The sequence below is a fragment of the Paraburkholderia solisilvae genome (assembly GCF_902859875.1).
GTDB classification, from domain to species: Bacteria; Pseudomonadota; Gammaproteobacteria; order Burkholderiales; family Burkholderiaceae; genus Paraburkholderia; species Paraburkholderia solisilvae.
Map to the genome: position 1 here is coordinate 1 of NZ_CADIKF010000060.1, position 19057 is coordinate 19057.

A 19057-nucleotide genomic window follows, 5' to 3' on the forward strand; every position below is an offset into this window, starting at 1 on the left:
CGGTATCAAGAATATGCCTTCCTGCAAAGTTACCAGAGACGATGACGAAGAGAGCCCCGGATAGGGCGTTCATGTGCCGTATGGACGAGGTGCACCTGCCCGCGGCTAAAACGGCAGCGTGGCGTTCGAGTATCCAACCGCTCATCGTGAGGTACGCAGCGAGTTGCTCCGGCGTCACATCGGCCAGCCGCTTCATGAGGTCGTCGTGGCTCATGCGATTTCTCGGTTGCTGGCGAGTGTCATCATGCGCATCAGACTGTCGGTCGTCAGGCGCTGTGCGAGCGGCACATCAACGGTGATCGGAGCCGCATGTTCGCGAAGATCGCCCGCAAGGGGAAAAGGCGGAGCGCACGGGCAAGACCTTCTAAGGCTGCTCAGACCTCTGATCTGCAAGCAAGCACGCGCGCTGGAAGTCGGACGGCAAGTAGCTGCCAGCGTTCTGCCCGAATCTCCGACGCTATAAATGGCTGCCATGACCGGCCATTCGTCGGTGCTGGACGACTGTCTCTTCGTGGCCGGACATCGTCCGACGACGGTCGAGCCACTTGCCGCTTAGACTTCGGTCTGATCTGCCATATCGAGTGCGTCGTCACGGGCTTCCCCTATTGCCTCGCGGCCGGCATCCATGCCAAAGACGGGAATCTCAAGCTGCAGTAGACCGGACCAACCGTCTTGAGCGCCGGCATTGAAATCGGTGGCAGCTCACGGGCTGGTTGCTAAACCTTTGCCGTCGGGCATTGATGGTCTAGAGTGAATGTGCCCGGTATGTAGAGCTATCGGGCAAACGTCCGTACCCCGCACGGCGTGTACGTGCGGGGCTTTTTTCACGTATCCAGAAGAGCATACGAGGTGACACATCTTCAGATCAGCATGAGCTATGCGGCGAGCTTGTGTTCGTAGTAAGGCCTGTCCCTGTCATCAAGAATTGCGTACTGCCCAGCAAGTTCGTTCGGGTCAGGGTTCAACCAGGCATCAATGTGTTCCGGCTTTATGGGAATGATGCAACGGTCATGGCCGGCCGCTGCAATTTCGGGCGGCGGCTCATCGGTAATGGCCGCAAAAGACAGCAAGTCAGGTTCGCCTGATGCTGTCCATCGCGACCATAGGCACGCTACGAACATTTGCTGACCATTGCCCGGACGGAACTCCAGGACGACGTTTTCATCTGTTTCACCTGCGGCCAGCTGCCTTCCTTCCATTCTGGCGCGCGAGACGTTCTCGTAAAAAACGTCGACGACCATGATGCCGTGCGTGTACCCGAAGCAAGGCTTCCAGAAGCCGCTCAAGCTGTCGCGCCTGGCGTTATACGTTCCTGGATATTTGATATCGTAGCTGGCAGGTTTCCCTGCGATTCGACACTGGTAGCGCATTGGCTTGATGACGCGCTCCCCGTTCTCGACGATAAGGACCGGTGCGTAGTAGCCGGGAAATATCCGCGAGTCGCGTGGCTCCAGTTCGGCACGCGCAATGTCTTCAAGACGTCGGAGTGTCGCGTCTATCTTTTCCGTCGCGATGCGCCTGCTCTCATTAGCGACCCTCGTTGTCCTTGTTTGCAATGTTCGCTCAGCTGCTACGAGGCGCGCGCGTTGTTTGAACAACTCCTGCTCGAGCGAACTCGCTTTTGAAGCATTGTATTGCTCGATGAGTTCTCGAATTCCCTGGACCTCTTCGCCAACGGACTCGAGAAACGCCGCAAGAGCGCCAAAGCAGCCTGCCCGCAGAACCTGCTCGACGCACCAAAGCGTGTCCGTGAGCGTTGACGACCTGACGAGCAGCACCCGATCGGGAGACATACCGATATGCTGCAGGCCCTGCGCGCTCGGCGTGTGCAGAGGTTGAACCAGCGCAATCGACCGCTCGCCAATAGAACTCAGCGCGGGGCGCAGCAATCGCATTTCGCCGATACCCGAATTCTCCACCAGCAAGTCTACCAGGCCGCCCAGAGGCCAGCCGCCCCCCGGCAACTCGGAAGAAAGCGCCGGGTACCCCGTATCCACCGTCCGTCCCCGGCCGCGCGCAAGCTGCGATGCGCGCCATAGCGACGGATGAATTTCTTCAGCGGAAACCGCGAGCGGACTCATTTACGTAAGAACTGTATATTTATACAGTATCGTACACCCGATGTGCTTGCAGCAGAAAGTCCGCTCCGAGAGCCCGTGCAATGGACATGCGTGTCGGGAAACCGGCGGCGGTGTACCCGATGACGGTTGATACCAGGCAAGGCCCAAAGGGAAACAGGCAGCCGACATCCGGCCAGGCTAAGCTTGTGAGAGGCCGTGAGTACAACCATCCAGGAACATGCCATGGGACCCTTCCTGGCAGCGATGCGTGCAATTAGCGCCATTGCGCTAATTGCACTGTCCGGCTGCTACTACGTTGGCCCCGGCTACTATCCATACGGCTATTACCCGTACGGCTACTATCCGGTCGTGCCGGCTTACGCGACACAGCGCGAAGTCCCTGTTCAAAGCTATGGCCTGGCGAACGGCGCCGACGCCCAGAACATCCCGCCCGCGTCGCAGGCTGGCGCGGCATACGTCTATCCGGTGCCAATGTACGTCGCGCCCGCGTACTATCCTCCATACTATGCCCCCTACCCATGGTATGGCTGGCCAGGCTGGTGGGGGCCGTCGGTGTCATTCCGCTTCGGCTACTGGGGGCGGTGGTAACGGGCACTCACGCGGCCAAGGCATGGAGAAGTGGTTCATTTAAAGCCAGGTGAATGAGATCCTGCCCACAAGGTAATTCAGGCAGACGCCGTACAGAGACCTGACCGCGGCAGAACGGAAATCCAGCCGCAGGTTCTCACACAGCATCGACGAGACAGACCTGATATCAGCCATCGATGGTGAGGCGGTTGCGACATGCTTTGCAACGTCGAGTGCCCGGCTTGACAACATGACCCTCTGCAGCCAATCCGTATTGGCGCCATTCGCGGTAAGCCACATGCGTGTCGATTCGACGACGTGCTCTGGCGACAGCCATTCTCCGGTCGTTGACCTTGCCAGCAAATGCGAGACGACAAGAAACGTGAGCAGTTCTGTGCGAACTGGCAAGTCAAGGTTCAGTGGTCGATTCGTGAACACGGTGGAAAACTGGAGGGAGTCGCAATTGGATTGTAGTAAAGGTCTTACCGACATCAAATCAGAAATGACGCTGGCGGTGCAGCGGGAGTGTGGCCTGTTCGCTATTGAAATGCCCGGGGGGTTGAACATCATGGCGGCGCGACATATCACTAGATAATCAATCCGCTATCAACGGGACCGACGTTCCGGCCAGATATGGCTTCCTCTGCCAGCGGGAATCACGCGCACACGCCGTTCCCTCCCATACGCGCTGCCCAATACCTTCGCATGTCAACAGACATGCAAGAATACTCGCTGTCCTTCCAGCGCGACGCGATAGCGGAGTATGCATCCAGAAATCGCCTCCGCGTCGTCGAGACTTATGAAGACGCGGGCATCAGTGGCCTCACGCTCAAGGAGCGCCCGGCACTCACGAAGCTGCTCGTCGACGTCATCAACCCCGCGCGCAGGTTCTCCGTCCTGCTCGTCTTCGATGTGTCCCGGTGGGGCCGATTTCAGGACGTTGACGAGAGCGCCTTTTATGAGTACACGTGTCGACGCGCCGGCGTAAGAGTAGTCTACGTTGCGGAGCCGTTCGAGAATGATGGAAGTCCGGTTGCATGCATCATGAAGGCGCTGAAGCGGGCCATGGCGGGTGAGTTCAGCCGTGATATGTCGCGCAAGGTGTTTCTTGGCATCTGCGTCAACGTCGAGCGTGGATTTCATGCTGGAGGACCGCCGCCGTACGGAATGCAACGGTTACTGGTCAACAGCAAGGATGGTGTGAAGCGGACTCTTGCTCTCCACGAGTACAAGAACATCCAGACAGACCGCATCGTTCTGACGCCCGGACCACCGCATGAGGCTGCTCTCGTCAGGAAGATTTTCGAGTGGTACATGCAGAAGGATGCGAGTGGAGCGTCAATTGCCCGGCGCCTGAATGATATTGGCATCGTCAATCGCGCCGGTCGTCCCTGGTGTGGCCAGGTCATCCTCGACATCCTTCGTAACGAGACGTACATCGGGACGAATGTCTATAGCAGGACATCATCGAAGCTCGATTCCGGCTGGAAGCGGATACCGCCGGCGGACTGGATACGCATACCGGGCGCGTATCTGCCGCTCATCGATAAACACGTGTTCGGGAAGGCTCAGGAAAAGCTGCGGAACTGGCACGCGCGGCCCACACGTGAAGACATCATCGCAGGGCTACAGAAGGTCGTGACAAAGCAGGGGCGCCTCAATCAGAAACTCTTGCGCCACTATCGCAGTGCTCCGTCCGTCGAACAGGTCGTGCACGAATTCGGCAGTCTATACGACGCCTACAAGGAAATCGGCTACCCGCCGAATCTCGACCCGGAACGGTCTGAGAATCGAAACGTTGAGCGCAAGACAGAGCATCTTCTGGCGGACCTGCTGCTCGAGGAGATGCGTTGCCGGGGACATCATGCCGAATATGCGAAGCATACGGGGACGCTCTGCATTGACCGGACACTCAGGGTTCAGCTTGTGGTCAGAAGCACGTGGCTGATACACGGCAAATTGCCATATTGGGTTGCGCGCTGGCCTGACTGCTTTGCAATCGATTTCCTTGTCTATGCTCGCATTGAGCGCTCGGGAAAGGACCTGCTCGACTTCCATATCTTTCCCCGGGGAAGCTTGAAGCCTGGTGTCTACACAGTGATTTACAGGAACGGAAGATCATTCTTTGAACACTTCCGGCATCGCGACCTCAGGATGCTGCTCGCACTTTCCGACACGGTTCCAGTCGTCGATGTTGGCCTCACATCGGCGGTACAGGTGCAATGATGGGACGTCCGGTCGTCGCACCAAAGCGGTCACGTCCCTGTATGAGAAAAAGTATGTCTCCAGAGGCACAAGCGCACCGGCGAGATGTTACGAGGAATGCTTCGCCAGACCTCTCGGGTGACAGACACTACGCGATTCTGATCGCTGAACGGTGTCGAATGCGCAAACACGTGAACAATATGAGAGCGACGGAGGTGCAACACAAGGAGTTCGTCGACCTGTTGAGTACACTCCTGTCAGACGAAGCGTTCGTCCGTGTGCTGGGGGAACAGGGATTTACCACGATGCCGCGTATGCTGATGGAGCATCTCTCGGGAATCGTTGATGCGAAGTCGGATGCTGTCGCGTATCCGTGCGAGAACGGAGGCGCCGATAATCGGTTGAATGACCTCTGCGCAGAAGCAGCGAACATTCTTTCGGGTCGTGAATTGCCGGCGATGGCCATTGTCGCCATGCGTTCGATGTCATCTGGGCGACAGATTGAAGTCGCGCACGAGATGCTGGCTGGCCACAACTACACCGCGGAATTCGCACGAGCGCTCTTGGCTGCAACACCAGAGCATATGAGAGCTGTCGGAGCAAGAGTTTATCGGGCTGTCGAAGTTCGTGCTATCGCCCTGTCCAGCATCGAGCAGTCCCTCCGGAAGCTATATGTCCGAGCAGGAATGCTCGAACCAGGCCATACCGACAATCTCTTTTACCTTGCACTCGGCGGCACTGTCGCTCGCGCCTGGACAGCTAACGGCGAAATCATAACGTGGCTGCTTGCGCGATATCCTCGACACGCTGCATTCCTCGAGAAACTCACTGTAGAAGCCGGGCGCGCCGCGAAAGCTTCACGGCGCGCTTTAAAGCTCTCGTACACCTAGAGGCTAGGCGCAAGTGTCGTTAGCGTCGGTTTGACGGATACCGGATAAATGAATACTTGGACTTTAGTCATTTGTTGATTGACCGCTTCCGGACATCGCGATCGTCATTTTTCGACCCAAAGCCGACTATCAAGGTGATGGAAATCGAAAGGCCGTTATGAGAGGCAGAACGGTGATTCACCGCTTTCATGATGCGACTAAGCTCCGAATCTTCCGAAGGCATCGGCCCAAGCCTTCGGATGCGCCTCGGCCACGCCCCTTGATGCCTCTCGCCGTCGCGCGCCGACCTAACCGCCAATTCTCGGACGGCCCGCCAAGGGACGATAAAATGGCCGGAACGCGCGGGCGTTTCGCGCGAAATCAAGATCAACACTGGGCCCCAATGCCTTTGGGACCATCGGTATGTGAAGCCTTCGCTCGGGGTCTCATTCATGAAGCTCTCTGCATACACTATTTCAGAACTCGCCGACGTAGTCTGCGGTGGCAACGGCTGGCCCTATCGCCGCGGGACGGATTTGGTCGATCTCTTCAACGAGTTTGGCTTCCGCGATGTCTACGAGTCTGGATTTCCGAGTCGCGCCGTTTTTGCGAAGGAAAAGCTCACGGCCCTTGCGGGCAAGCCGGCGATGTCCGATTTGCTCTGCGCGATCGCCGACCCGCGCCTGTGGTTCGATTTGAATCTGCCGATCGGCACACCGACGCACGATGACTGCGTTGCGAAACTCAACGAGTTGCTCGCGTTCGACAAAGTGCAGCTTGTGCGCGGGGACTTTGGCTACAAAGTGCGGAGCCTCGACGGAACCTTGATTCTGGCCGAGTCGATTCCGGAGGATCTGCCGGCGGCGTCGGCCGCGTCGATCGACGCGCAGATTCAAAAATGCCGCGTTAAGATCGAGGCTGGCGACTACGATGGCGCGATCACGAACGCTCGCGCGTTGCTCGAACATTTGCTGCTCGCGATCGAGGCGGAGCTCTCGACCGAGCCGCCACCTACGTTCGACGGCGACTTGGGTCGCCTCTTCAATCGTGTGCGCTCGCTGCTCAATCTTGACCCGAGACGAAAAGACATTTCCAACGCGCTCCGGCAAGTGATCACCGGCCTCGCCTCGATTATTCAAGGACTCGGGACGATGCGCAATAAGATGTCGGACAGTCATGGCACGACCTACAAGCCCGCTCGTCACCACGCCAAGCTCGCGGTCAACTGCGCCATGACGCTTGCGGACTTCCTCTTCGAGACGAAAGCGTATCAACAGGCCAAGGGCTTCATCGCGACGTCGGCCACCCCGGCACCAGTCGCGCCGGCAGTTAGCGCTCGCCCGAATACGAACAAGGATTCCGCATGAGTGCCTGGCTATCTCGATCGTTGTTGCAATCTTTACTTCCGCTACCTCGACGCGCTCCACGAGATCAGCAGCGAGGCATTGCCTTTCTCACACACCGATCGCGTGCTTTATCAACTCGACAAAGAGCTTGGCAATGGGGTGGGGCAGAGCGCCAAAGCGCGCAACGTGAAGGCGACGGGCAAGGCCAACGGGTAGGCCTGGTTGGCGCTCAGACAAGGCCCCGTCCTTCACCTCGACAATCGACAAGCTTGGATTAAAGCCAAACACGCAAACCACACGGGGCTCGCGCAACATGTCTTTGTTCTGCTTCCGGCTCAGCAATGGGCATTCAAACCGAGCCTGCAGCACGCAAACGAATGACAGGAAATGGAGGTGATCGACCGACGACGACCGAGGTCGTGTGGAAACGCCATTTTTGCCACTGGGGCAAGATTGCCGGCCCGCTCGATTGAGTCCGATACGTCGAGCTTGTACTAATCGAACATCGCGCGCATAAAAAAGCCCCCTGAGGCTCTAGCCAGTCATCTTCATGGCCTTCATCGTCCCCGCAACGCCAAGTATGTTCATGACTCGCTTGAGGTTGTAGGCCAGCACCTGAAGGCTCATCTCCGTACTCACCCGCCCGAGCGTTCGGGTCAGGAAGTGCGCGGGCCCCATCCAGTGTTTGAGCGTACCGAAGACATGCTCGACGGTACTTCGACGGATGGTCATTGCATCGGGCTTCCGGTCGAGTCGGCGCTGCATGGCCTCCAGTACGCCTTCATGCTCCCACCGTCGGATGCGGCGATAGTCGCTAGTCGAGCATCGCCCTTTCAGATGGCAACGCGGACAGGCGCTTGGCCAGTACACCCGCAGATTCATGTCATGCTCAACGGTGTTGAACCGATGAATGGCACGCTCGCCGGCAGGGCATCGATACACGTCGTCTTTCGCAACATAGACGAAGTCGGCCTTCGTGAAGAGCCCCTTCTTTCTTGAGGCAGAAGTGAGTGGCTTCGGAACATACGCGCTGATGTCGTTCAGATCGCATGCGCGTATCTCCGGGCCACTGAAGTAGCCACGATCAGCCAGCACCTTCAGTTTCGGTTTGGCCATCGCTCTCCTGGCAGACACCGCCATCCTGCCAAGTTGACCGTGATCGTTTCCGACATTGGTCACTTCGTGTTCCACGATCAGGTGGTGCTTCGCGTCCACCGCGACCTGAACGTTGTAACCGACGATGCCTGAACCTCTGCCGCTTGTCGCCATGGACCGCGCGTCGGCGTCCGTCATCGACAGCTGTTTGTCCGGTTGCGTCTGCAACTGCTTGCCGATCTGTGCGAGTTCCCGCATCTCCCGGCGCAAGCTGGCGATCTTCTCGTACAGACGCATGGTCTTCACATCGAAACCTGTCGGACTGATCCGGTCTGCAGTCTCGATCGCGTCGAGATATCGTTGAACGCTTTCCTCAATCTGCTGCCGACGTTTGTCGATCTTGCCCGCCGTGTAGTTCTTGTCGCGGCTGTTGACAGCCTTGAACTTGCTGCCATCGATTGCGACCATGTCACTTGATAACAGCTTCAGGCCTCGACATAGTTCAACAAAACGCCGGCATACGTTGCGAATGGCTGCGCCGTTGTCCCGGCGAAAGTCGGCGATCGTCTTGAAGTCCGGCGCAAGCCGTCCTGTCAGCCACATCAGCTCGACATTGCGCTGGCATTCACGCTCGAGGCGCCGGCTGGAGGGAACACGATTCAGATAGCCGTAGATGTAGATCTTGAGCATCACACCAGGGTGGTACGCCGGGCGTCCCGTGAGCGCCGGGACCGTACCGTTGAACCCAAGATCTTCAAGCTCCAGTTCGTCGACGAAGACGTCAATCACCCTGACCGGGTTGTCCTCTCCGATGTAGTCATCAACGCATTCTGGAAGAAGTGAAACCTGCTTGCGGTCATCGCCTTCAACGAATCGCTTCATGAGTCACCTGGGCTCGATGCGTTGATTCAGTTTAGGCGATCAGTGGGTTTTCACACAGCCTCGACCCGGTTGTGCCGTTCGTCGCGTTATGGGACGGGCGGCAGCTTTTTGCAGTGCAACGGTGCAACGGTGCAACGGTCAGCGTCGACTTCATCGATCAATAACCCCGTACAAAAGGCAACAGTTTCTTGACCACGAAATGGTTCGGCCGCCACCCAGAGAAAAGTTTGTCGACAACGAAGCTGTCCGCGCCCCCCGCGACTAAGCCAGCGACTGGATTCACGAATCCAAGCGCGGTAGTCAAAGCATATCGCAGGGTCTTAGCGACAGTGCCTTGAATTGAAGGTTCCGATGTGATTTCACGAATGTAAGCGCGGACTAGGTTCTCATCGGGATTCACTGCTCCAAGCCAGCTTTTGAATCGGCCACCCTTATCTAGCAAACGAAAGAAGTCGTCGATCGAGCGCTCGCCCGCATCGATGGCTTCGGACAAACTTGGGGCATCGGGAAGAACGACGTCAACAAATTGCTGACGCGATTCTAGGTTCAGTTGCGAACGTCGCAACACTTCCGAGTACCGTGTACGGATGATCGCCGATGTGACAGCCGAGGTTACGAAATCACCCCCGTAGTAAGAGGCCATCGCGAGATCTGCCCGCGCATCAAGAATGTTACTCAAAAGGTACGCGACGGTGACGGGGTCCAATGGCGGCACCATAGCTGCCCGCCGCGTGTTGATCGCATCGAAGTCAATGTTCGAGAAAGCGCAATAACCTTGCTCCGTGTGCATTAGCTCGAAGTGCAAACTGTCGTCTACTGTTCGCCCTTCAGACAAAGCAGCGATCGCCTGCCGAACCGCATCCCGTACGAACTCAGCGTCGGATAGGTCGCGCCTCGCTGCCGCAGGAATGCCTCCTTTTACAAAATGGTTTCCAGTGTACTTGCGCATCGGAACGCGGTTAGTGAACCATTTCGAAAACTCCCTAGCGACTTTTCGCGGCGTACCTTGGCGCTCGAGTTCATACGCCGTTCGTTCTTCCGGTGAATTAAGCTTGGTGGCTTGGTCGCCACCTAGCGAGAACGCGAGATAGTCGTGAAACTGGGTGACACCCACAGACTTGGTATGCGTGGCGAGGTTTTCTTCGCAATAAACGGCTGACAATTCCGGGCGCTTTAACAGCAACTTGAGATGATCGATCCCGATCTGTTTGACCAACTGAAACAGCGTGCCCCGGTCAATCACGACGTGCACTTTCTGATAATAGAGTAACGACTCTGCGATTTGACCGGCGGTCACGGGAGACCCGCCTTCAGCCCTTCGCAGAACGACGTGTTCAAACATGGTTTCCCTCAAGTTGGCTCGATATTGTTTGAGAACAATTCTATCCGACTGATCGTTTGTTCAATGACGCAGTTAGCGAGCCAAGTGTACGAACGGCCGATGTTGAGGAAGGAGGCGACGTCCAATTGTCTCCCTGAGCACTTGCGCGAACGACGCTTTCTGGCGGCGCATTCAACCGGTCAACGCAACACCTAGAATCTGCGTGAGCGGTGGAGGTGTTGCAATGAAACAGCGACCAGGGATCTACTATACCGAACGCCAGAAGGCATTGATGTGGGAGCGCTGGCGCAAAGGCGAAACGATTCATCAGATTGCCAAACTGTTCGATCGGGGCCACTCTTCGGTACAGCGGATACTCGCGGAGGCTGGTGGCATCGAGCCACGGCGAAGACACCGTGCGCCGCGGGCCTTGACGCTTGCGGAGCGCGAAGAGATATCTCGCTGCCTGGTGGCGCGATGCTCGATTCGGGCTATTGCAGCCAGGCTGGCCCGTGCTCCTTCCACGATTAGCCGCGAGCTGCAGCGCAACGGAGGTGGTCAAGGTTATCGGGCGAATCAAGCGGATGCGCTCGCCTGGGATCGGGCACGCCGCCCGAAAGTTTGCAAATTGGTGCAAAACCAGACGCTGGCGCGAGTTGTCGCTGCAAAGCTGAAGCTGCAGTGGTCCCCTCAGCAGATTTCTGGTTGGCTCAGACATGCTTATGCGGTCAACAAGGACTATCTGGTGTCGCACGAGACAATCTATCGGAGCCTCTATATTCAAGCTCGCGGTGCCCTGAAGAAGGAATTGCTCGAGCACTTGCGACACTCTCGAATCATGCGCCGGTCCCGTCATCACACACTGAAAACAGAGGACCGCACGAACATTCGCGACGCTGTGTCGATCAGTGAACGCCCCGCTACGGCGGAGGATCGCGCAATACCCGGGCACTGGGAAGGTGACTTGCTGTATGGCAATGCTACGAGCCAGATTGCGACGCTCGTCGAACGTCAAAGTCGATTCGTGATGCTGGTAAAAGTCGCCAGCAAGGATTCTGAGGCTGTGGTTGACGCGCTGATACGACACGCCAGCAAGTTACCTCGGGAACTCTATAAATCGCTGACCTGGGACAGGGGCTCGGAAATGGCCGACCACAATCGATTTACGGTCGCTACCGACATTGAGGTCTATTTCTGCGATCCACAGCACCCCTGGCAACGTGGCTCAAACGAAAACACGAATGGTCTTCTGAGGCAGTACTTCCCTAAGGGCACGGATCTCTCCGTCTACTCGCAGGCCAGACTGAATGCCGTAGCCAGGCGGCTCAACGAACGTCCCCGAAAAACACTAAACTTCGACACGCCGGCTGAGCGATTTAACCGAATCGTTGCGTTGACCGGTTGAATGCGCCGCCAACTGCCGCCCGATGACCAAGCGTGGCAATGACAGCGGGCACGGCCTCTGATGCAAATGGCATAACACGACCGAGGTTGTGTGAAAACGCGAAAACTACCTAGTTTTCGGGTGCCACTTTACCCTTACCGAGTCCCTGCCAAGCCAATACAGCGCGATCTGAACAGTCGAGTTTTCGAATAGACCAATTGGCCTGCGTTTTCACACAGCATCGGCCCGGTTCGGCCGGTGGATCTCGCGCCGTATCAACGGCAGCTTCCAAGGTTCAGCAGTCATCGACGCTTGTTGCGTCGGCCAACACCGCTCTACCGACCAAGACAATCTCGCCTGCGTCAGTCCGGCATATACTTACTGCGCACCATGAGTCAGTTGAAAATTCTGCCGACACATTCGGGGGAGAAATGGCGACAGGCATCGACCAGATGTTTCAGAGCTTCACCGCGTTGGAATCGGATATAACTGCAGCCCTCAATGGGGCTCCCAACGAGAGCGATACGCGGTTGAAAGCCCTTGATCGGGTTTTGTTTGAGGTTTTGGGATGGCGACATGAATCTGTTTTCACAGAGCCAATAACCCCATCTGGATATATCGATTACCTGCTAACAGTCGGGGAACAACGAGGTGCTATCGTCATTGAGGCTAAGCGGTCGGGTTTTCTCAAGGCCAATACCGCCGCAAACAAGGCCACAGTTTTGTCCCTTAACGGTCCTGTTCTGCAACCACTGAAGGACGGCATCCGCCAAGCACTAGCGTATGCAACCGAGCAAGGTACGCCCGCGGCGGCGCTTACTGATGGTCGTTGCTGGTTGTTTTTCAAAGCTTCAAGGACCGATGGCCTTCCTCCCTTGCAGGGAAAAGGAATCTTCTTCCCCACTATAGAATCCGTTAGAGATGATTTCTCGCGATTTGCAGAGTTGCTGGCGCTGCCATACGTACTTGAACGACGCCATTTAGCGCATCTCAATTCAGCCGAAGGAGTCTCAATAGGTGAGGCCGAAGAACAGTATTTCGTTGCAAATCCAGCTGACGCCCATATGAAGCCACGCGACGCCCTCGCAACCGATGCATCCTTGCTGTTCTCTCAGTTTTTCTCCCGCCTATCAAATACCGAAGACAAAGAAATGGTGCGCGCGTGCTTTGTCGAAACACCGGAAAGTCGACGCGCCGATTTTGAACTTCAAAAGATCGTCCAAAACGTATTGAACGGTATAGCTTCGCTTGACACTGCGGAAAGCTCTGCTCTTCAGGCCGAAATCGAGAAGACGCTGACTTCTCAGAGGTCGGAAACAGTTCTGCTCGTTGGGAACAAAGGTTCTGGAAAATCCACATTTATAGATCGTTTCTTTGGTGAAATACTGCCACTAAGTGTCAGGCAACGATGTTCGATAGCAAGAGTTGATCTTGGTGAATATTCTGGCGATCCATCGAGCATAGTCGAATGGTCAATTCGGCAGCTTCGAGGGTTGCTAGAGATTCAGATTTGTACCAACCAACCGCCCAGTTATGACGATCTGCAAGGTATTTTCTGGAATGAATATGTTCGTTGGAAAGACGGCCCCAAAAAACCATTGTACGAAACAAACAAAGACCAATTCAAGATTGCCTTCGGCGACCATATGGAGGCTCGAAGAGAGAGCCAGCCAGAAGAATATGTTCGTCTCTTACTGAACCGGTCAGCTGTGGGGCTGAAACGCCTCCCATGTATTGTCTTCGATAACACAGATCAATTCTCATCTGAGATCCAGGACAGAATCTACCAGCTTGCACACTCACTAGAGAGCGCGTCCTCAGTTTTCATTATCGTCCCAATAACAGACCGTACTGTTTGGAGGCTAAGTAAGGCTGGGGCGCTCCAAAGCTATGCAGCCAAAAGTTTCTATCTTCCCGTGCCTGAGGCTAAGGAGATATTGTCGCGCCGAGTACGTTTTGTAAAAGAAAAGATCAACGTCGAGAAAGCAAATAATTCCTCCTATTTTTCAAAAAAGGGCTTCTCTGTAAATATCGATGATTTATCGATGTTTGCAGATGCAGTCGAGCGAATATTTGTTGACAGCGACTATGTGTCCGGCCTCATCGGGCGACTTGCAAATTTCGACATCCGTCGCATGTTGAGGTTGGCCGAGAGAATTTTTGTTTCTCCGGAAATAAAGATTGATGACATAGTCAAGTCTCACTATGGCGGCCCATCTGTTTCTTCTGATAAGTATCGAACTCATCGCGCACTTATAAAAGGAGAATATGATCGATTTTCAGAATTGGAGAATCAATATGTTTGCAATCTATTTTATACAGACCCACGGAAGCCGACGTCCCCTTTGCTAGCGCTCTATGTGCTCTGGATATTACGCCAGCGTTCGGTAAACGCCCGATTAGACCAGGTAGAAGCGCGGCATTGGTTAGTTTCGGAGCTATGTGATTTCTTTGAGGCCTGCGGAGTGTCAATTGAATCTGTTTTGGTAATCGTGACTCGCCTCTTTGATCGGCGTTTATTGGAAACACTCGATCCAAATGTCGTGAGGCCTACTCTTGCAGATTGGATAGCAATAAAGGAGAGTGGAATTGCGCATATCGAACTGCTAGGTAATTCGTCTGTTTACATGGAGCAAATGGCATTAACGACAGGTATTAACAGTCGCCTAGTGCGTGACGAATTGAAGCAAAAATCATATGGCTCGAACACTCAAAGTTTTATAGAAATGCGCGACGTTTTTATTGCTTATTTGCTCAAACTTGACTCAATTCGGGTTTCTATCCCCCAGACGAGTCAGTACAGGCAATTGAACGAAGCGAGGGCATTTGTCAGGGACATCCGGACGCTTGATAGACCGGGACCACGCCAACAATCCAGTACTCAGAATCGTCGGGGCAGTGGCGTACGCGCAAAGCAGTTTGGTGTTGCACGCAAGAGCCTTCGAGGTGGCAATTCACGTTAAGGGAAAGTCCGTTCCCTGCGAGGAGCCGACATTCGAATGTCCATCCGATAGCATGGCCAAACGGCCGAAGTTGGCCGGTTACTGCCCGACGACGATCGGCAACACGCGACCCAGGCCAGCCAGAGACTCGTGTTTCAAAGGTGGACGTTCGCCTCGAATCCTGCGATTGGAGTGAATCCGGACGGCTCGGCCACGCCGGAGAACTCCAGTTCTGCAAGCAGGGGATTTCGGCGACTGTTTCCGCTCCCAGTCCGGGTGGTGATGGCGGGATCTCCATCACCTTCGACAGTGAACGATCGCCAAATGTGCAAGACTGCGCACGTGTGAGAGGTATCGAAACCGGCAGTTGCAGGACGCGCTGCGGCCCTCATCGGTGCCGCGCATTCGCAAGTCGGCCCTGCCCGCCGAAATGCCCTCCCGCTTGTTAGTGTGCCTCGACACAATCAATGATGTAACGGTGTGAGCTCTAATATGACCCATTCTGTTTCGTCATTCTGACGAGCGACCAATCGTAACCGAGCGCTTTCACGCGAGCCTCGAGACTGGCGAGAACCTCGGGTGCCGGGTGCGCTGTGCGCGGTCAGTACCCACAGGTAGCGACCCGACGGCTCGCCCACAATCGTCCAGTCATAATCGTCGCCATGATCTAGCACCCAGTAATTCCCGCAGAACGGCCCGAAGAACGACACCGTCAGCTTTGAATAATTTTCTGGGTCCGCGATTTTCGCTTTGCCGACCGATTCTCTGAAATCGCCGAAGCCCCGGCGGCCGCGATTGACGACCTTGACCGTGCCATCGTCGTTGAGCGAGTACGCCGCTGTGACGTCGTCCATGTCCTTCTCGAACCACGCCTCATAGCGAAATTGTTCGTACCACCGGCCCATGTATCTGGCGAGGTTCACCGATCGGACCGGCTGCGGCACCGCGTGGTTGCCGACCGGTCCGGGTCGGCGGATATACACGCATACTCCCAGAAGCAGTGCTGTTCCAGTTAGCGCTGTGGCAATAATCTTTCTTTGCATGGCTGCATTGTCCCTTCGACACCGGAGCGATGAATATACTAATCTCCCGGACGAAGAATCATGCCTGATAGCCAATTCGACGCTTACAGAAGCTAGTGCAAAGCCGATTTCGACTCCCGCTTGACAGCTGGTTGCCCGCGTTTGGCTCAGATCGACCTGTTTGAGTCACTGGACTGATTTCCGGCGGATGTCCTCATCCTGCTGAGAAGCGGCCGTTCGACTGATTGGCGTGGGCGTGCGTCCCGCAAATCACCAGGCCTTCGGTTTCCACTACATGAAGCGGCAATACGACTAAGCTCGTAAGTGCTTCGAGGACGCCTGCAGATCGGCGAGGAAACCGGGATGGAGGTGCATTGAGGCCTAAGGCTAGTCATCTTTGATGAGTCTGGCCAGTCTCGCCCGTTCCCGAGCGGTGTCCAGAACGCCTTCGTTGGCCCAGTCGAGCACCACTCCGTCGTCGAGCGACTCACGGACAAGCGACGAATAGTCCGACTTGCTTATCCTCCCCGACTTCATCGCGTGCGCGATATCGCGCCTGAGGTCCGGTGGAAAACTTGCATAGGAGTCCGAGAACGACGCGTACTGTCGTGCGTCGATTTCCGCCGCGGTATGGGAGATCATCAAGATCACAACCGTTACGATTGCGACCATCGGGATGGCTGTATAACTGAGAACAAATCTGACAGGCGTCATAGCAAACTTCACGAAAAGTACTCAGAACATGCCCGGACGGCCGACTCCGCGCACAGTTCTCTCGACTTGCATGCCTTACTCTCCCATGTCGCTCGCCAGTCCCCAGACCACAGCGATGACAAGAAAGATGACGCAAGAACCCCATTGGGTCAGCACGCTCGCCCACGCCTCTAACGCATGGCCCGATGCCATTTCGGTGTGGCCAGCCAGATTCAGCAGCGTGCCAGCCGCGAGCCGCATCTGCTTTTCCACAAACCACCACTTCATCGTGAGCGCGATCGATGCCAGGCCGGCACCTATCAGGACGAGACCTAATGTTGGTTCGCGATGGATGTGTGGTCGCTGGGCAGGGATGCGTCGCGCGATCCGCCACACCGCCGTGCCGATAACCGCGACGCAGACGACGATAAACCAGACTGGAAAACGCAGACTGGTCGCGACGACAAACCCGACCAGTGTGACAAGTTGTGGCCACGCCCTTCGCACCAACGCCTCGCAAACTTCCTTCGGTCGGTCCAAGCTTCCTCCCTCGCCGGTCATGGCGCTGGCATCGCGCGTCTCGCTCGCAGCGCCGTCAGAATGCCTTTGAGCAGGTCAATCGGTGCAGGCGGGCAGCCTGGCACGTAGACATCGACTGGAAGCAGCGTCGACAACGGCCCGCATACTGCGTAGCTGTCCCTGAAGATGCCGCCTGTGCACGCGCAATCGCCTGCGGCGACGACGAGCTTCGGGTCAGGCGTAGCTTCCCACGCGCGCCGTACTGCCTCCCTCATATTCAGGGTCAGTGGCCCCGTCACGAGGAGCATGTCGGCATGGCGAGGGCTCGCGACAAAACGGATACCAAGACCTTCGATGTTGTAGTACGGGTTATTCAGCGCATGGATTTCCAACTCGCATCCGTTGCACGAACCGGCATCGATCTGCCGAATGCATAGTGCGCGGCCGAGCACGTCAAGGATTTCCTGATGGATATGCCGGCTGCCGCCTTGCCACGCGTCATTGGGCTCGGGGACGGGCTCATCTGGCGTAGGCGTTCGCGCATACTGCTTGAGAAGTTGCCACATCAGAGGTCATGCCCCGCGTAATTAAGGTTGAACGACTTGTTGATCAGCGGGAAATCGGGAACGATGTTGCCGACAATCGCATGTTCGAGCGCCGGCCAGTTCTGCCAGGAAGGATCGTGACAATGACACCGCCTGATCGTGCCGTTCCCGCCCGTCTCGAGTGCGACGAATACTTCTCCGCGCCAGCCTTCGATCCAGCCGACGCCGCGAGATGGCGGGACATCCGTGTCAACGGGCTCGAGAAGTTCGCCTTCGGGCAAACGGGACAGCAACGCCTCGATCAGGCGAAGCGATTCGTAGACCTCGTTGAAGCGCACCGCGACACGCGCCGCGACATCGCCCCGTGCATCGCTGACGATTTGCGCGCGTACTTCGTCGTAGGGCGCATAAGGGTGGTCCACGCGCACATCCGCCGTGATGCCGCTCGCTCGTCCCGCGAGCCCGCAAACACTGAAATGCCCGGCCACTTTTGCCGTGAGTCTGCCAGTGCCGGCAAAGCGGTCCTGCAACCCTGACTGCTCATCGTAGATGCGCTGCATCACGCGGACCTCGGCTTCGATCCGCCTGCACTGGTCCCGCACGGCCCCGATTGCATCGCGGGCAATGTCATGTGCGACGCCGCCTGGCACGATCCGGTCCATCAGATACCGGTGGCCGAAAATGCCACGGTTAAACCGCAGCCAGTCTTCCTTCAGCCGGGAAAACTGCGCGAGGCCGATGGCGAATCCGGCATCATTGCCGAGCGCGCCCAGGTCGCCAAGATGATTGGCGACGCGTTCCCGCTCGAGCAGCAATCCCCTTAGCCATTGCGCACGGCGCGGGACGGCGACGCCCAGCGCGTTTTCCAGCGCCATGCAGTATGCCCAGGAGAACGCGACCGATGTGTCGCCCGCAATGCGTCCGGCGACGCGATGGCCCGCCAGCAGCGGCGTCTCTTCGAAAAGCCGCTCGACGCCGCGGTGCGCGTAGCCAAGCCGTTCTTCGAGGCGCAACACCTTTTCACCGACGACCGAGAAACGAAAATGTCCCGGCTCGATGATGCCTGCGTGAATCGGGCCGACCGCAATTTCATGAACTCCGTCGCCTGCAACCTGCACAAACGGATAGTCCGCCTCGCAAGACTCGAAGTGCTCATGTCCGGACGACTGCTTTCGCAGCGGGAAATAGTCGGCTGGCCAGTTACCATGATTGAGCCATGGCCTGGTATCCGCCGCGCCGATCGCGCGCACGCCGAGCAGGTCGAAGACCGCTCGCTGCATCCGCGACGCGCACGCGAAGAAGACAGACAGATCGGGATAGCCGTATCCGTCGCGAGTCGCATCGGCCGCGGCCGGCAACCGCAGCCACAGCAAACCGTCCTCCAACGCATAGGCAGCGCAGATCGAAAATGTGCCAGCCACATCTTCCGCGCCCCACAGCGAAATCAACCTGCCGCCCTGCTCGCGTGCCGCGACGGCCGCGCGCACCCACGTCGTCGCATCGACATACGCGAAAAAGGCCGCTGCCGTCCGGGCAACGCGAGGCAGTCGTTCGATACCGTCAAGCCCGAGTGCGTCGATCCGCAT

The 19057-nt window shown here is 56.8% G+C and carries 15 protein-coding genes and 1 pseudogene; 7 read left to right on the forward strand and 9 right to left on the reverse strand.

Translation table 11 applies throughout. From position 1 onward, the window contains the following. Both HV675_RS27195 and HV675_RS27200 read right to left on the reverse strand, forming a co-directional pair. Window positions 1-214, reverse strand: a pseudogene (locus tag HV675_RS27195) (hypothetical protein); the annotation flags it as partial. A gap of 661 nt (window positions 215-875) precedes the next feature. Beyond that, complete coding sequence (locus tag HV675_RS27200) at window positions 876-2081, reverse strand: SOS response-associated peptidase family protein (RefSeq protein WP_246270570.1); 1206 nt, start codon at window positions 2079-2081, stop codon at window positions 876-878. A 222-nt stretch (window positions 2082-2303) separates the two neighbouring features. Between HV675_RS27200 and HV675_RS27205 the strand changes: the two genes are divergently transcribed. From HV675_RS27205 to HV675_RS27225, 5 genes are all read left to right on the forward strand, one after another. Further along, complete coding sequence (locus HV675_RS27205; RefSeq protein WP_175114560.1) at window positions 2304-2669, forward strand: hypothetical protein; 366 nt, start codon at window positions 2304-2306, stop codon at window positions 2667-2669. 612 nt (window positions 2670-3281) lie between these two features. Then, window positions 3282-4874: a recombinase family protein gene (locus HV675_RS27210; protein WP_281364147.1), complete on the forward strand. Its 1593-nt coding sequence runs from the start codon at window positions 3282-3284 to the stop codon at window positions 4872-4874. Window positions 4875-5053: 179 nt separating this feature from the next. Continuing rightward, window positions 5054-5743, forward strand: coding sequence for a plasmid partitioning protein RepB C-terminal domain-containing protein (locus HV675_RS27215; protein ID WP_343056878.1), 690 nt, complete (start codon window positions 5054-5056; stop codon window positions 5741-5743). 431 nt (window positions 5744-6174) lie between these two features. Further along, on the forward strand, window positions 6175-7089 hold the full coding sequence (locus HV675_RS27220) for an abortive infection family protein (RefSeq protein ID WP_175114563.1): 915 nt from the start codon (window positions 6175-6177) through the stop codon (window positions 7087-7089). Then, a complete protein-coding gene (locus tag HV675_RS27225) occupies window positions 7090-7284 on the forward strand; it encodes a hypothetical protein (protein WP_175114564.1) in 195 nt (64 codons plus the stop codon). It begins immediately after the preceding gene. A gap of 318 nt (window positions 7285-7602) precedes the next feature. Here HV675_RS27225 and HV675_RS27230 read toward each other — a convergent pair whose 3' ends face one another. Continuing rightward, on the reverse strand, window positions 7603-9045 hold the full coding sequence (locus HV675_RS27230) for an IS1182 family transposase (protein WP_175114565.1): 1443 nt from the start codon (window positions 9043-9045) through the stop codon (window positions 7603-7605). Between the two features lie 157 nt (window positions 9046-9202). Continuing rightward, window positions 9203-10387, reverse strand: coding sequence for a hypothetical protein (locus HV675_RS27235; RefSeq protein WP_175114566.1), 1185 nt, complete (start codon window positions 10385-10387; stop codon window positions 9203-9205). A gap of 223 nt (window positions 10388-10610) precedes the next feature. Here HV675_RS27235 and HV675_RS27240 point away from each other — a divergent pair, with 223 nt between their 5' ends. Together HV675_RS27240 and HV675_RS27245 are read left to right on the forward strand one after the other, a co-directional pair. Continuing rightward, on the forward strand, window positions 10611-11771 hold the full coding sequence (locus tag HV675_RS27240; protein WP_175114567.1) for an IS30 family transposase: 1161 nt from the start codon (window positions 10611-10613) through the stop codon (window positions 11769-11771). A 431-nt stretch (window positions 11772-12202) separates the two neighbouring features. Further along, window positions 12203-14713 carry an ATP-binding protein gene (locus tag HV675_RS27245; RefSeq protein WP_175114568.1) on the forward strand — a complete coding sequence of 837 codons (2511 nt, stop codon included), beginning with the start codon at window positions 12203-12205 and terminating at the stop codon, window positions 14711-14713. 443 nt (window positions 14714-15156) lie between these two features. Here the strand turns inward: HV675_RS27245 and HV675_RS27250 are convergent, their stop codons facing one another. The 5 genes from HV675_RS27250 to HV675_RS27270 form a co-directional block, all read right to left on the reverse strand. Beyond that, window positions 15157-15735 (reverse strand): lipocalin family protein, encoded by a 579-nt coding sequence (locus HV675_RS27250; protein WP_246270572.1) that lies wholly within the window; start codon window positions 15733-15735, stop codon window positions 15157-15159. 366 nt (window positions 15736-16101) lie between these two features. Further along, entirely contained in the window at window positions 16102-16428 is a 327-nt protein-coding gene (locus tag HV675_RS27255) for a hypothetical protein (RefSeq protein ID WP_175114587.1), read from the reverse strand. Between the two features lie 75 nt (window positions 16429-16503). Beyond that, window positions 16504-16947, reverse strand: coding sequence for a hypothetical protein (locus HV675_RS27260; protein WP_246270573.1), 444 nt, complete (start codon window positions 16945-16947; stop codon window positions 16504-16506). A 17-nt stretch (window positions 16948-16964) separates the two neighbouring features. After that, the gene (locus HV675_RS27265; RefSeq protein WP_175114569.1) at window positions 16965-17492 is read right to left on the reverse strand and encodes an NADH-quinone oxidoreductase subunit B family protein; all 528 of its coding nucleotides are present in this window, start codon (window positions 17490-17492) and stop codon (window positions 16965-16967) included. Next, window positions 17492-19057, reverse strand: a complete 1566-nt coding sequence (locus tag HV675_RS27270) for a hydrogenase large subunit (protein WP_175114570.1) — start codon at window positions 19055-19057, stop codon at window positions 17492-17494. The genes HV675_RS27265 and HV675_RS27270 overlap by 1 nt, the downstream gene beginning before the upstream one ends.

Bases quoted from the DNA above. Each gene is read 5' to 3' on its own strand.
- HV675_RS27200 (WP_246270570.1), bottom strand. From the start codon at position 2,081: ATGAGTCCGCTCGCGGTTTCCGCTGAAGAAATTCATCCGTCGCTATGG.
- HV675_RS27205 (WP_175114560.1), top strand. From the start codon at position 2,304: ATGGGACCCTTCCTGGCAGCGATGCGTGCAATTAGCGCCATTGCGCTA.
- HV675_RS27210 (WP_281364147.1), top strand. From the start codon at position 3,282: ATGGCTTCCTCTGCCAGCGGGAATCACGCGCACACGCCGTTCCCTCCC.
- HV675_RS27215 (WP_343056878.1), top strand. From the start codon at position 5,054: ATGAGAGCGACGGAGGTGCAACACAAGGAGTTCGTCGACCTGTTGAGT.
- HV675_RS27220 (WP_175114563.1), top strand. From the start codon at position 6,175: ATGAAGCTCTCTGCATACACTATTTCAGAACTCGCCGACGTAGTCTGC.
- HV675_RS27230 (WP_175114565.1), bottom strand. From the start codon at position 9,045: ATGAAGCGATTCGTTGAAGGCGATGACCGCAAGCAGGTTTCACTTCTT.
- HV675_RS27235 (WP_175114566.1), bottom strand. From the start codon at position 10,387: ATGTTTGAACACGTCGTTCTGCGAAGGGCTGAAGGCGGGTCTCCCGTG.
- HV675_RS27240 (WP_175114567.1), top strand. From the start codon at position 10,611: ATGAAACAGCGACCAGGGATCTACTATACCGAACGCCAGAAGGCATTG.
- HV675_RS27245 (WP_175114568.1), top strand. From the start codon at position 12,203: ATGTTTCAGAGCTTCACCGCGTTGGAATCGGATATAACTGCAGCCCTC.
- HV675_RS27250 (WP_246270572.1), bottom strand. From the start codon at position 15,735: ATGCAAAGAAAGATTATTGCCACAGCGCTAACTGGAACAGCACTGCTT.
- HV675_RS27255 (WP_175114587.1), bottom strand. From the start codon at position 16,428: ATGACGCCTGTCAGATTTGTTCTCAGTTATACAGCCATCCCGATGGTC.
- HV675_RS27265 (WP_175114569.1), bottom strand. From the start codon at position 17,492: ATGTGGCAACTTCTCAAGCAGTATGCGCGAACGCCTACGCCAGATGAG.
- HV675_RS27270 (WP_175114570.1), bottom strand. From the start codon at position 19,057: ATGCGGATCGACGCACTCGGGCTTGACGGTATCGAACGACTGCCTCGC.